This is a genomic window from Streptomyces sp. NPDC046716 (genome assembly GCF_040645755.1).
Lineage (GTDB): Bacteria > Actinomycetota > Actinomycetes > Streptomycetales > Streptomycetaceae > Streptomyces.
Window position 1 is genome coordinate 52,830 of sequence record NZ_JBEYYU010000050.1, and the last position, 13,345, is coordinate 66,174.

10 protein-coding genes are annotated in these 13,345 nt (G+C 73.1%); 3 read left to right on the forward strand and 7 right to left on the reverse strand.

Going from position 1 to position 13,345, the window contains the following annotated elements; translation table 11 throughout:
* Positions 1-3 precede the first annotated feature (3 nt).
* The gene (gene xylB / locus ABZ930_RS30605) at positions 4-1,449 is read right to left on the reverse strand and encodes a xylulokinase (RefSeq protein ID WP_361554821.1); all 1,446 of its coding nucleotides are present in this window, start codon (positions 1,447-1,449) and stop codon (positions 4-6) included.
* Between the two features lie 192 nt (positions 1,450-1,641).
* Between xylB and xylA the strand changes: the two genes are divergently transcribed.
* Both xylA and ABZ930_RS30615 read left to right on the forward strand, forming a co-directional pair.
* Positions 1,642-2,808, forward strand: coding sequence for a xylose isomerase (gene xylA / locus ABZ930_RS30610; protein ID WP_361554824.1), 1,167 nt, complete (start codon positions 1,642-1,644; stop codon positions 2,806-2,808).
* A 64-nt stretch (positions 2,809-2,872) separates the two neighbouring features.
* Positions 2,873-3,220 carry a hypothetical protein gene (locus ABZ930_RS30615; protein WP_361554827.1) on the forward strand — a complete coding sequence of 116 codons (348 nt, stop codon included), beginning with the start codon at positions 2,873-2,875 and terminating at the stop codon, positions 3,218-3,220.
* 499 nt (positions 3,221-3,719) lie between these two features.
* Here ABZ930_RS30615 and ABZ930_RS30620 read toward each other — a convergent pair whose 3' ends face one another.
* Positions 3,720-5,081, reverse strand: a complete 1,362-nt coding sequence (locus ABZ930_RS30620) for an esterase-like activity of phytase family protein (RefSeq protein ID WP_361554830.1) — start codon at positions 5,079-5,081, stop codon at positions 3,720-3,722.
* Positions 5,082-5,315: 234 nt separating this feature from the next.
* Between ABZ930_RS30620 and ABZ930_RS30625 the strand changes: the two genes are divergently transcribed.
* Positions 5,316-6,419, forward strand: coding sequence for a substrate-binding domain-containing protein (locus ABZ930_RS30625; RefSeq protein WP_361554833.1), 1,104 nt, complete (start codon positions 5,316-5,318; stop codon positions 6,417-6,419).
* On the opposite strand, the gene ABZ930_RS30630 is transcribed toward ABZ930_RS30625, so the two are convergent.
* From ABZ930_RS30630 to ABZ930_RS30650, 5 genes are all read right to left on the reverse strand, one after another.
* Positions 6,400-8,850, reverse strand: a complete 2,451-nt coding sequence (locus ABZ930_RS30630; RefSeq protein WP_361554836.1) for a polysaccharide lyase 8 family protein — start codon at positions 8,848-8,850, stop codon at positions 6,400-6,402. The two genes, ABZ930_RS30625 and ABZ930_RS30630, sit on opposite strands and share 20 nt — an antisense overlap.
* Positions 8,851-8,977: 127 nt before the next feature.
* The gene (locus ABZ930_RS30635; RefSeq protein WP_361554838.1) at positions 8,978-10,372 is read right to left on the reverse strand and encodes an NADP-dependent succinic semialdehyde dehydrogenase; all 1,395 of its coding nucleotides are present in this window, start codon (positions 10,370-10,372) and stop codon (positions 8,978-8,980) included.
* Positions 10,373-10,466: 94 nt separating this feature from the next.
* Positions 10,467-10,928, reverse strand: coding sequence for an NUDIX domain-containing protein (locus tag ABZ930_RS30640; RefSeq protein ID WP_361554841.1), 462 nt, complete (start codon positions 10,926-10,928; stop codon positions 10,467-10,469).
* Positions 10,929-10,962: 34 nt separating this feature from the next.
* On the reverse strand, positions 10,963-11,493 hold the full coding sequence (locus ABZ930_RS30645) for a GAF domain-containing protein (protein WP_361554844.1): 531 nt from the start codon (positions 11,491-11,493) through the stop codon (positions 10,963-10,965).
* A 140-nt stretch (positions 11,494-11,633) separates the two neighbouring features.
* Positions 11,634-13,160, reverse strand: coding sequence for an MFS transporter (locus ABZ930_RS30650; protein WP_361554847.1), 1,527 nt, complete (start codon positions 13,158-13,160; stop codon positions 11,634-11,636).
* Between the last annotated feature and the right edge of the window lie 185 nt (positions 13,161-13,345).

Genomic DNA, 13,345 nt, shown 5'->3' on the forward strand with positions numbered 1-13,345 from the left:
GGCTCACCGCCGCCCCAGCAGCGGCGCCGCGTCGGCCAGCACGGCCGAGATCCGCCGCATCGTCTCGTCGTCCCTGGTCACCGGGTCCAGGACCGGGCCGCGTGCGGTGTCCCAGCGCCGTGCCACCGCGGCCGGATCCTCGCCGGTGAGCAGGCCGGCCGCCTGAGCCGCCGCGCCGAGTGCCACGAGCTCGCGGGCCTCGGGCACCTGGACGCCCCGCCCGGACAGCCGCCGTACCGTCTCCTGCCAGGCCGTGCCGCGCGCGCCGCCCCCGATGAGCAGCAGCGGAGCGGCGGGATCCGCGCCCTCGGCATCGCCTTCCAGTACCCGGTCCAGCGCTTCGAGGAGCGCGTGCACGGCCCCGTCGTACGCGGCCTGGAGGAGCTGCCCGCCCGTCGTGTCGTGCCGCAGCCCGGTCAACAGGCCCGAGGCGTCCGGGAGATCGGGTGTCCGCTCGCCGTCGAGGTAGGGCAGCACGGTCGCCGTGCCGCCCTGCTCCACCGCCTCCCGGTCGAGGCCGAGCAGCGCCGCGATCCGGTCCACGGCGAGCGTGCAGTTCAGGGTGCAGGCCAGGGGCAGCCAGTCGCCGCGCGCGTCCGCGAACCCGGCGACCGTCCCCGACGGGTCCGCCGGCCGGCGGCGCGACACGGCGTACACCGTCCCGGAGGTGCCGAGGCTGAGCACCGGTGTGCCCGGCCGCAGCCCGAGACCGAGCGCCGCGGCGGCGTTGTCCCCGGTCCCCGCGGCCACCAACGTGCCCTTGGAGAAGGGCAGTTCACCGTCGCTGTCGCGCACCGTCCCCGCCACCTCGCCCGGCGCCACCACCCGCGGCAGCAGCGCGGGATCGAGGCCCACCCGGGCCAGCACATCGGCGTCGTACGCCTCGGTCGACGTCGCCCACCACCCCGTACCGGACGCGTCGCCGCGATCCGTCGTGCCGGTGCCGGTCAGCCGACCGGTCAGATAGTCGTGGGGCAGCCGCACCGCCGCCGTCACCCGCGCCGCCTCCGGCTCGTGCTCGGCCAGCCAGGCCCACTTGGAGACCGTGAAGGAAGCGGCCGGAACGCTGCCGAACCGCTCGGCCCACACCTTCGGCCCGCCCAGCTCGTCCACCAGGCGGCGGGCCTGCGGCGCCGAGCGCACGTCGTTCCACAGCAGCGCCGGCCGCACCGGGCGCCCCTGCGCGTCCAGGGTCACCAGGCCGTGCTGCTGTCCGCCGACGGAGACCGCGGACGCCCGCCGGGCCGCGTCCCCGCACTGGGCGACGGCCGCGCGCAGAGCCCCGTACCACTCCTCGGGGTCGCTCTCGCGGCCCGCGCCCGTCGTCACCGTGTGCGGTGCCTGCCCGCTCGCCACCACCGCGCCGGTGGCGACGTCGACGACCAGTGCCTTGGTGGACTGCGTGGAACTGTCGATCCCTACGACGAGGGGACCGTCGGCAGCGGACATGCGGCTCTCCTGACTTGGGCGAACGTGGGTGAACGGCCTGCGCGCGGAGTTCGTACGAACGGCTCGTACGAACTCGTACCCGTAGTGACCCTTCCCAGCGGCGTGCCCGCATACTAATTTGTAAAGCGCCATGACGAAATGGCTGTGCGGCACGCGTTGCCGCACACCGGGCAACGGCGAGGGAGCCGCGAGATGACGTACCAGCCCACTCCCGACGACAAGTTCAGCTTCGGACTGTGGACGGTCGGCTGGCAGGGCCGCGACCCGTTCGGCGACGCCACCCGGCCCGCGCTCGACCCGGTCGAGTCGGTGCAGCGCCTGGCCGAACTCGGCGCGTACGGCGTCACGTTCCACGACGACGACCTGATTCCGTTCGGCGCCTCCGAGACCGAGCGCGAGTCGCACATCAAGCGGTTCCGGCAGGCGCTCGACGCCACCGGCATCGTGGTGCCGATGGCGACCACGAACCTGTTCACGCACCCCGTCTTCAAGGACGGCGGCTTCACCGCCAACGACCGTGACGTGCGCCGGTACGCGCTGCGCAAGACGATCCGCAACATCGACCTCGCGGCCGAGCTCGGCGCGCAGACGTACGTCGCGTGGGGCGGGCGCGAGGGCGCCGAGTCGGGCGGGGCGAAGGACGTCCGCGATGCCCTGGACCGGATGAAGGAGGCCTTCGACCTGCTCGGTGAGTACGTCGTCGAGCAGGGCTACGACCTGAAGTTCGCCATCGAGCCGAAGCCGAACGAGCCGCGCGGCGACATCCTCCTCCCGACCGTCGGTCACGCCCTGGCGTTCATCGAGCGGCTGGAGCGGCCCGAGATGTACGGCGTGAACCCGGAGGTCGGCCACGAGCAGATGGCGGGCCTGAACTTCCCGCACGGCATCGCGCAGGCGCTGTGGGCGGGCAAGCTGTTCCACATCGACCTCAACGGCCAGTCCGGCATCAAGTACGACCAGGACCTGCGCTTCGGCGCCGGTGATCTGCGCGCCGCGTTCTGGCTGGTGGACCTGTTGGAGACGGCCGGTTACGCGGGCCCGCGCCACTTCGACTTCAAGCCGCCTCGGACCGAGGACTTCGACGGGGTGTGGGCCTCCGCCGCGGGCTGCATGCGCAACTACCTGATCCTCAAGGAGCGGGCCGCGGCCTTCCGCGCCGATCCCGAGGTGCAGGAGGCGCTGCGGGCCTCGCGTCTGGACGAGCTGGCCCAGCCCACCGCCGCGGACGGGCTCGCGGCGCTGCTCGCCGACAGGAGCGCGTTCCAGGAGTTCGACGTGACGTCCGCCGCCGAGCGCGGCATGGCGTTCGAGCGGCTCGACCAGCTGGCGATGGACCACCTGCTGGCCGCGCGCGGCTGACTCCCATCGGGCGGGCTTGTCCCGGGGGTCGCGCGACGGTACGCCGACGGGCGACCCTGGGGGCATGGCCACGCCGCCCGTGCCTCCGCAGCCGCCACCGTCGGGCGGTGACTTCGGTCCGCCGTCCGACGGGCCGCGGCGCACCGGGCCCGGCCGCTTCCAGCTCCTCGCCGTGATCGCGGCCCTCTTCGTCATCGCCGTGGTCGTGATCGTGGTGGTGACGCGCGGCGGTTCGGCCGGGGACGGCGAGGACGGCCCCTCTCCCGGCGGCAGCGACCGGGACACGACGAGGCCGCCGTCGCCGATGCTGCCGAGCGAGCTGCCCAGCCAGCTGCCGAGCGGCCTCCCGTCGAGGCCCCCGACGGAGCTGCCGAGCGAATTGCCTAGCGATCTGGAGAGCCTGGTCCCCTGACACGACGGGGGACTCTGCCCGTCCGGAGACCGGCTCGGTTCCGAGAGTGGCGGGGGAGCGGCCTCGTCGGGAAACCCGGCCACCCCGGGACCGGGCCCGCCCCGAGAGCCGGAGGGGGCCGGACAACGGTCCGGAGATGCGCCCTGTCCGAAGTCCGGCTTCGCCCTGAGGGCGGCGGGGGAGCGGCCTCGTCGGGAAACCCGGCCACCCCGGGACCGGGCCCGCCCCGAGAGCCGGAGGGGGCCGGACAACGGTCCGGAGATGCGCCCTGTCCGAAGTCCGGCTTCGCCCTGAGGGTGGCGGGGGAGCGGACTCGTCGGGTAACTCGGGCCGCCGAGAGACCAGGCCGCCTCGAGACCGGGCCTGCCCTGCGAGTCGCAGGAGGACGGACTCCAGTCCGGAGAAGGGGCCCACCCTCAGACACGGCCCGCCCTCAGCCTCGGATCGCTCGGGGAGCCGACCCGTCTCAAGCCCCGGCCCCCGGCGAGACCCGGCCTGACTAGAGCGCGCCCTTGGGCAGTCGCACGTACGTCACCCGGGTTTCGATCCCGCTGTCCACGAGCCGGCCGTTCGCGTCGAACGCCCCGGTGCCGTCGGTCATCCCGAAGTCGTTGTCGTTGATCAGCGCCAGCGTGCCGTGTCCGACGACCGCCACCCCCTCGATCTTGTCCTGCACTCCGTCGACCGTGTTCAGGTCGACCACGAGTCGCTTCCTGAGGACCGGCACCCCGGCGGCCGCCGGGTCGTCGAGCTGTTCGAGGGACGGTGAGGTCGTCGCGTCGTCCCAGCGGTCGCCCAGGATGTCGGCGCCGCGCGTGAGCCGCACCTCCTGGAGGCGGGCCGCCTTGTCGGTGCGCTCCTCGACGAGCAGCCGGTCGCCGCCGAGCGCCACGACGGAGGAGATCTTCAGCTCGGAGGTGTCGTCCTCACCCGGGTCGACGTCGCCCACCGCGTCGAAGCGGTACGCGTACTCGGCCGTGACGGCCTGCTTCTTCGGCGAGAAGCGGAACAGGCGGGTGTTGCGCGAGGCCTCCCCGGCGTCCCCGTCGGGCAGGGAGAGCGGGCTCTGCAGCGCCATCACCAGATCCCCGTTCGGCAGCAGGGCCAGGCCCTCGAAGCCGCGGTTGATCTTCCGGTTCAGGAGCACCGACGGCAGCGCCTCGACGACCGGATAGCCGGCACCCTTCAGGTTCAGCCCCTCGGGCACGTAACGGGTCAGCACCTTGCCGCGCGCCGACACGTGCACGAGCGAGGGCCCGTACTCGTCGACCAGCCAGAAGCTGCCGTCCGCGGCCCGCACGATGCCCTCGGTGTCCAGGCCGTTCGGGTTGTACGCGAGGGGCGTCTTAGCGTCGTACGTGTACGGCTTCTCGTCGCGGCTCTCCTGGTTCGACAGACCGGTGACGGCCTTTCCGGACCGGGTGGTGATCGGGATCGAGTCGATCACCTTCACCCGGTCGCCGGAGACACGGATCTTCACGATCGCCGGGTCGAAACCGGGCACCGGGAACGTGCGGCGCTTGGCGCCGTCGACCTTGATCTGCCCGTTGGGCCCGCGGTCGGTGACCGTCCAGAACTCGCCCTTGCGGCCCGCCGGGTAGATGTCGGAGCCGATGCCGCCGAGGTCGACCCCGCGGTCGTCCGCGACGGTGCCCGGCAGCAGTCCGTTGCTGAACGCGCCGAGCGGAAGGTCGCCGAGCGTGGCGCTGCCGGTGACCTCGGCCCCGCCGGAAGCCTTGCCGGAAGCGGCCGGGGCGCCCGTCGCGGTCCCGGCGAGGGCGAGCGCGGCCAGCGCGGCGAGCGGCACCCCCGCGGCGACGGTGCGGCGTACGCCGCGTGAGCCGGGGACGAGCGGGGACATGGTGCCTCCTGAGGCGCGGGAACGGGGACTGCGGGGGACCGCGTGATCGGTGCGATCTGCGCACACGGTCGACCCCGGCGCCGAACGCCCGGTGACGACAGGGTGAATGGACGAGGTGAGGGAGGGTGAACGCGTGGTCGGCGACGCGGCCGTCCCCCTGGGCGAGGGTGATCGATACGATGATGCCGACCCGGCGCCGCCCGTGCCGGGCCGTGCCACGGGGAGGCCCACGTCATGCGGCAACACGTCGACCGACGGCACGCGCTGGTCCTCGAACTGGTCCAGGAGCACGGCACCTTGCGCGTCGCCGACCTCGCCCGCGAACTCGGCGTCTCACCCGTGACGCTCCGCCGCGACGTGGAGACCCTCGCCGCGCAGGGCAGACTCCGGCGGCTGCACGGTGCCGTCGTCCGGTCGGAGGAGAGCGCCGAACGGCCGTCTCCCGGCGCGGAGTCGGGCCGGGACGTCGTCGTCGGCATGGTCGTGCCGACCACCGAGTACTACTACGCGGAGGTGGTGCGCGGCGCCCGGGAGGCCGTCGAGGCGCACGGCGCCCGGCTCGTCGTCGCCCTGTCGCAGTACCTGCCCGGCGAGGACAGCGCGCAGGCCGACCGGCTGCTGGCCTCCGGCGCGCACGGGCTGCTGCTCACGCCCAGCTGGGAGACCGGCAGCCCCGGCCCGGGGGAGGGGCTGCGCATCACCGAGCGGACCGTGCCGACCGTCCTCGTGGAGCGGTCCGTGCCGCACGGCCATCCGGCGGCGGCCCTCGACCGGGTCCGCTCCGACCACGCGCACGGAGCCGCCCAGGCGGTGCGTCATCTGGCCGCGCTCGGCCACCGCGGCATCGCGCTGGCCGCCCAGGACTCGCCCACCACCGCCGAGTTGCGGCGCGGCCACGAAGCCGCCGTCGCCGCGCTCGGGCTGCGCGCGGTCCCCGCGCCGCCGCGCGTACCGCACCCCGTCGGCGAGGCCGAGCGTTTCGAGCGGACCTTCGACTATCTGCGGACGGCCGTCGAGGAGCACGGAGTGACCGCGGCGATCCTGCACAGCGACGTCGACGCGATCGTCCTCGTGCCCCGGCTGCGCGCCCACGGCATCCGCGTCCCCGGCGACCTGGCCGTGATCACGTACGACGACGAGGTGGCCGCGCTCGCCGACCTGCCGCTGACCGCGGTCGCCCCGGCCAAGCGGACCGTGGGCCGGCGCGCCGCCGAACTGCTGCTGTCCCGGCTCGCCGAGCCGTCAGGCACCCGCGAGCCGGGACAACACCTGGACATCCTTCCCGAGTTGCGCGTCCGGGATTCGTGCGGCGCGTCGATCAGGACAGCGTCACGGTGACCTTCTGGGTCCTGCCCCCGGTCCCGCTGAGATCACCGAACGTCAGCGTCAGCTCCTGACCCGGCGTCGCCGCCGTCACCGAACCCGGCTTCGACGTCACGGCCCGGACCGGTCGCCGCCAGACCAGCGTGGCCGACTTCACCGCCCGGTTCGGATCGCTGACGCACACCGTCGCCGTGCCGTCGCGCCGCTCCCTGATCTGCACGATCAGCGGGGCGTCCACGGTGACCGGGCCCACGGTTCCCGGCTCCCAGAACACCGCGGACGTGAGGCCGAGCGAGGGCACCCGAACACCCTGCTGCGCACCGGAGTTGGCGGTGACGGCGACCCAGCCGCGGTCCGCCGCCCGCGCCGCGGTGCGCGACGCGCTCGCACCCGGCAGCAGCACGTACGCGTAGGAGGCGTCGGCCGGGTCCGTGCCGTGGTCGGCGAGCAGGGTGACGTACCGGCGGGTGACCGGGTCGGTCGAGCCGCCGCCGTTGATGCCCTGCCACGTCCCCGTACGCTCCTCGCGCAGCGCCGTGAGCGCGGCGCCACCGGGAAAGACGTAGCCGCCGTGCCCGGCCAGATGGGCCCAACGAGCACCCTGGACCGTGGAGTTCGACCCCAGCGCCGTCGCTCGGGGCCGGCCGTCCACCGTCAGGCGCGCCGTGCCCGTCGCCCCGAGGTTGCGCGTGTCCACCACGCTCTCCACGCCCGCGCCGTCCGTGCTCGTGATGCCGGCGCCGAGGCACACCACCGCGTCGTCGAGGAAGAACCACGCCTTCTTCGCCCGCAGTGTCGACGACAGCCCGCGGGTGTCCTGGGCCACCGCCGCGTACGTGCCGTCCGTAGTACCGCCCACCCAGGTCGTGGCGGGCCGGGCCGCGCCCCACGTGCCGCCCTCGCCGTCCGCGAGCGCCTTGCGCGAGACCGTCGTGCCGGGCAGCCGGTAGGGGTCCACGGTCGGCCAGAAGCCGTCGCTGTACTGGCCGCCGCCCGCACTGTCGTCGGCCGCCCACCACGACAGCAGTCCCGAACCGGTGTGCCAGCCGCGGATGTTCTCGCCGTTGCCGTTCTCGTAGAACGTGATCGCCTTCGACGACATGGACACCGACGCCGTGAACCGGCTCGTGCGGTGCGTCGCCCGCGCCATCGACGGGAACACCCGGTGCCCCACCGGCTCGGCGGCCGCCTTCACCCCCGCGTCGCCGAGCAGCGCCGTGACCCGCGAGAGCGCGGCGACCCCCAGCGTGCGGCCGCTCGTCACGTCGCTGTACCGGTCGCGCGTGAACCAGCCCTTGGCGAGCGCCTGCCAGCGTGCGTTCTCCCCGGCGCTCGCACCCTGCCCGAGCAGCAGGATCGAGGCGATGATCCCGTGCCCCCGGGAGTGGTCGTCCTGCTGGACCTTCAGGGTGTCGGTGGCGACGAGGCCCCGGCTGATCGCGCGCCCCGCCACGTTGTCCATCACCAGGCCGTCGTGCAGGAACGGCGCGTAGGCGTCCTCCACCGAGTCCAGGAAGATCTGCCGCCCGCTGTCGGTGATCGCCCACTTGGACCCGCCGAGCAGCGCGAACAGCCGGCTGAGGCCGTCGATGAGGACGGCGCCGTACGAGCCGGTGTACGGCACGTACGTGTGCTGGATCAGCGAGCCGTCGGCGTACAGACCGTCGCCCGAGGTGACGTACGGGAACACCGGCGAGACGGCGTCGCGGGCGAGCGCGACCTTCGCGGCCGTGCCGTCGAGGATGCCGCGCAGCGCGAGGACCCGGCACAGATCGATGCGGTTGGCGCCCGTGCTGGTCCCCGAGTACGAGGCCACCAGCGAGTCCGGGACGAAGTGGTCGACGGCCGCGATCGCCGCCGTCAGCTGCGCGGCGCTCAGGTGCTCGTACATCAGCACGCAGATGTCGAGCAGCCGCTGCGGGGCGCCGATCTGGAAGTTGTACCAATTGCCGTACTGTTTCTGCGACGCGTTGTAGACCTGTTCGCCCAGGTGGTCCACGGCCGTGAGCACGGCGGTCCTGAGCGACGCGTCGCCGGTGAGACCGGTCCCGGGCTGGCAGAAGGCCTCGGCCATCGAGCGGACGCGCTCGTAACTCGTCTGGATCTTCTCGGAGTAGCCGTACGACTCGGTGTCCGTGTCGGGATCCGGGTCGCCGAACACGGCGTCGGGCCACAGCGACCCGGTGGCCGGGGCCATCGCGTCCTGCCAGGCCTTCGCCTGCGTGCCGAGGGCGGCCAGCTTCGACTTGAACGGTTCGGCGGTCGGGCTGAAGCCCTCGCCGAGATACAGGGCCCGCCACTTCGCCCGCAACGCGGCGAACTCGTCGTCCGCGGGCGCGTCCGCGGCGAGGGCCGGGCCGGGTGCTCCGACGGTGAGCGCGGCCCCGACGGCCGCCGAGGTGGCGAGGAAGGCGCGACGGGACCAGGGCAGGGACGGCGACGTCATGAAGAGCTCCGGGGGCTGGAGGTTCCGCTGGGAGTAAGCGGTTTCTAGCACCCGGTGATTGAAACGCTCAAGAGGAACGCCCAAGTTGAGCGTTTCGATCGTTTACGGAGGCAGGGGCGTGAGGTGCTCAGGCGCCGACCCACACCGTCGTGATGTTGCAGAACTCCTTGATGCCGTGGGCCGCCAGCTCGCGGCCGTACCCGGAGCGCTTGGCCCCGCCGAAGGGAAGTGCCGGGTGCGAGGCCGTCATGCCGTTCACGAAGACGCCGCCCGCCTGGCTGTCCCGGACGAACCGGTCGATGTCCGCCTCGTCGCCGGTCCACAGGTTGGAACTCAGCCCGAAAGGCGTGTCGTTGGCGACCTCGATCGCCTCGTCGAGGCTGCCGACCCGGTACAGCGTCGCGACGGGGCCGAACGTCTCCTCGCGGTGGATCCGCATCTCGGGCGTGACGTCCGCGATCACGGTGGGCTCGTAGAACCAGCCGTGGTCCGCGAAGTCCTTGGGCCGCTGCCCGCCGCACAGCACGGTCGCGCCGCTCTCCACGGCGTCGTCGACCAGCTCCTCCAGATCCTTGCGGCCCTGTTCGCTGGAGAGCGGCCCGACGTCCGTCGCCTCGTCCAGCGGGTCCCCGACGCGCAGCTCGCGCATCCCCGTCACGAACGCGTCCCGGAACTCCTCGAAGACGTCCTCGTGCACGATGAACCGCTTCGCCGCGATGCACGACTGCCCGTTGTTCTGCACGCGCGCCGTCACCGCCGTGCTCGCGGCCTTGGCGACGTCCGCCGACGGCATGACCACGTACGGGTCGCTGCCGCCGAGCTCCAGCACCGTCTTCTTCACCTCGTCACCGGCGATCGCGGCGACGGAGCGGCCCGCCGGCTCGCTGCCGGTCAGGGTCGCGGCGGCCACCCGCTCGTCGCGCAGGATGCCCTCGACCGCGCCGGACCCGATCAGCAGCGTCTGGAAGCAGCCCTCGGGGAAACCGGCGCGCCGGAACAGATCCTCCAGGTAGAGGGCGGTCTGCGGAACGTTCGACGCGTGCTTGAGCAGGCCCACGTTGCCGGCCATCAGGGCGGGCGCGGCGAACCGGACCACCTGCCACAGCGGGAAGTTCCACGGCATCACGGCGAGCACCACGCCGAGCGGCCGGTAGCGGACCAGGGCGCGGGCGGCGCCGGAGTCCTTCACGTCCTGGTCGGACGGGTGCTCGTCGGCAAGCAGCCCCTGCGCGTTCTGCGCGTACCAGCGCATCGTCTTCGCGCACTTCAGCGCCTCGGCGCGGGCCGCGGCCACCGGCTTGCCCATCTCCGTCGTCATGACGCGGGCGATGTCCGGGGCGTCCGCCTCCAGCAGATCGGCCGCCTGCTGGAGCAGGCGCGCCCGGTCGAAGAACGTACTCGTGCGGTACGTGTCGAAGGTGCGGGACGCCAGAGAGAGCTTCTCCTCCACGGCCTCGGGGGAGAGGGCGTCGTACGTCCGCAGCGTCTCGCCCGTGGCGGGGTTGACCGTCGCGATGGGCATGGGGGCGACCTCCTGTGCGCGATTCCTTCGACCTTCCCGCGCCGCACGGGGCCGCGCAACGCGGGGTCGCCCCGAGTACCCGGCGAGCCGCCCGTCAGACCTGCTCGGCGAGCCGGACCAGGAACGCCGCCTGCGCCTGCACGATCACCGCCCGCGCCGCCTCGAGGCCGAACCAGGCCGCCCGGTCGAGCTCCGGGAACTCGGCGGTCCGGCCGCTGCCGCGCGGCCACTCCATCGTGAAGGTGCCCGGCACCATGTCCGCAGGGTCGAGATCGCCCTCCACCGCCCACACGGTGACGTGCTTGCCGCCGGACTGGACGACCTCACCCAGCGGCAACGGCGCCCCGGCGGGCGCGGGCAGCCCCAGCTCCTCCTGGAACTCGCGCCGCGCCGCGTCCCAGGGCGTCTCGTCGTCCCCGTACTCGCCCTTCGGGACCGACCACGCGCCCGCGTCGCGGCGCGCCCAGAACGGGCCGCCCATGTGCCCGAGCAGCACTTCGGGCCCGTCCGCCGTCCGGCGGAAGAGCAGGATTCCGGCGCTGCGTCTGATGGCCATGCGATCAGTCCCGGTGAAGGTGGCAGGGAGTGGATCAGGAGCTGAGCAGATGCGGCTGCACACCGCGTGCGGTGGCGTCGGCGAGGTGCTGGCCGAGGCGCAGTTGCAGGGGCCCCGGCGGTCCCGACCGCTCCGACAGCAGACTGAGCGAGCCGACCGCCCGCTCCGTCGTGCGCAGCGGCACCGCGACCACGCACGCGAACCCCAGCGAGCGCGCCATCGCCGTGTACGACGGCCAGTTGGCCCGTGCGTACGGATGCGCGAGCGGCACCCCGCGGATCGGCTGCGCGGAGGCGCGGCAGTCGGCGCCCGGTCCCTCGCCCCACGACAGCGCGGCCCGCTCCAGACGTAACCCGCGGTTGTCGGACGCGGCCACCTCGACCCGCCCCGTGGGCGGTTTGAGGACGGCCGCCGCCGACGGCACCTCCAGCAGGGTGACGCAGCAGGCGACAAGCGTCGCGAGGGCCTGCGGCCCGCCGCGCACCGAGGCGTCGGCCACCTCGACGAAGGCCGTCGCCAGCCGTTCGCTGTCCACCTGGTACACCTCGTACGGCATGCCGCGCATGACGTCCCCCTCGCTCCACTCCGAGCCCCGCCACCGCACCGCCGCCCGCCCGGCGAGAACCCGGGACGGGCGGACTTTGCAGATGGGGTATGCCCAGTGGGTGGAGTGCCCGAACCGTCACCCCACAGGTGAACGGCGCCCTACATGTGCACGGCACCGTCGCCGGACATCTGCTTGGGCGGTCCGGGACGGTAGAGCACCAGTGTGACCACGAAGCCCACCGCGAAGAAGATCGCGGACCACGTGTACGCGGTCGAGTAGCTCTCCATCGCGGCATTCGCCTGCACCTGCGGGGTGGGCCGCTTGCCGACGAGGTAGTTCGTGGCGGCGCTCGTGGCGAGCGTGTTGAGCAGGGCCGTACCGATCGAACCGCCGACCTGCTGGCTGGTGTTGACCATCGCGGAGGCGACGCCCGCGTCGTGCGCGGCGATCCCGGACGTGGCCAGGTTCATGGCGGTCGCGAAGATCAGTCCGAGACCGATACCGGCCACGAGCAGCGGCGGCAGCACGTGCGGCGCGTAACTGCTGTCGAGATCGAGCGCCGTCAGCCAGGCCATGCCGGCGGCGGCCAGCGCCATGCCGAGCGGCACGATCGGCTTCGGGCCGAGCCGGGGGACGAGGGAGTTGGTGGCGATGACCGACGAGACGACCATGCAGGCCACCATCGGCAGGAACGCCACACCGGTGAGCACCGGCGAGTACTGCAGGATCTGCTGCAGGTAGTACGTCAGGAACAGGAACACGCCGAACATGCCCGCACCCGAGATGAACATCGCGAGGTAGGACGCGCCGCGGTCCCGGTCCAGGATCACCCGCAGGGGCAGCAGCGGATGCGTGGCCCGCGTCTCCCACCAGGCGAACGCGGCCAGCAGCACCGCGCCGACGACGAGGAAGCCCCAGGTGAGGATGTCACTCCAGTCGTGGGTCTCCGCGTTGCTGAAGCCGTACACGATGCAGAACAGACCCACCGACACCAGGATCGTGCCGGGCACGTCCAGCTTGGGCCGGTCCGCGGGACGGCCGCCGTGCAGCAGCCGCGCCCCGCCGAGCAGGGCGACGACGGCGAACGCCAGGTTCACGTACAGGCACCAGCGCCAGTCCAGGTACTCGGTGAGCACACCGCCGAGGAGCAGGCCGACGGCGCCGCCCGCGCCCGCGATGGCGCCGTAGATGCCGAACGCCTTCGCGCGCTCCTTGGGGTCCGTGAACGTCGTCGTCAGCAGCGACAGCGCGGCCGGCGCGAGCAGCGCGCCGAACAGACCCTGGAGGGCCCGCGCGAACACCAGCATCCCGAAGCTGGTCGCGGCACCGCCCAGCGCCGAGGCCGCGGCGAACCCGACGAGACCCGTCAGGAAGATGGCCTTGCGGCCCACCAGGTCGGCGACGCGTCCACCGAGCAGCAGCAGGCTGCCGAACGCGAGCGCGTAGGCGGTGACGATCCACTGCCGGTTGCCGTCGGAGAAGCCCAGATCCCGCTGCGCCGAGGGCAGCGCGATGTTCACGATCGTGGCGTCCAGGACGACCATCAGCTGGGCGAGCCCGATGACTCCGAGGATCAGCCAGCGGTGCTCGTGGTTGCCGCCACCGGCGTACGGAACGGCTCCGCCGCCCGCCGGCGGGGTTCCTGTGCCGACCTCGGGGTCGGCGGATTCGGGCGTGCGATCCATCGGTGGCCTCCAGACACCCAGGGACACCCCCCGACCTCGCCACCCACGCTAAACGCCCTGCTCACGGACGGCGACCGGGGAGAGAACGAACCCGTTCTCTCCCCCGGGCGCAGCCGCTGCGCCGCGGCGTCCACGTCGGCGCCGATCCGCCGTGCGGCGGCGCGCCTCTCGCCGACGAACTGGTC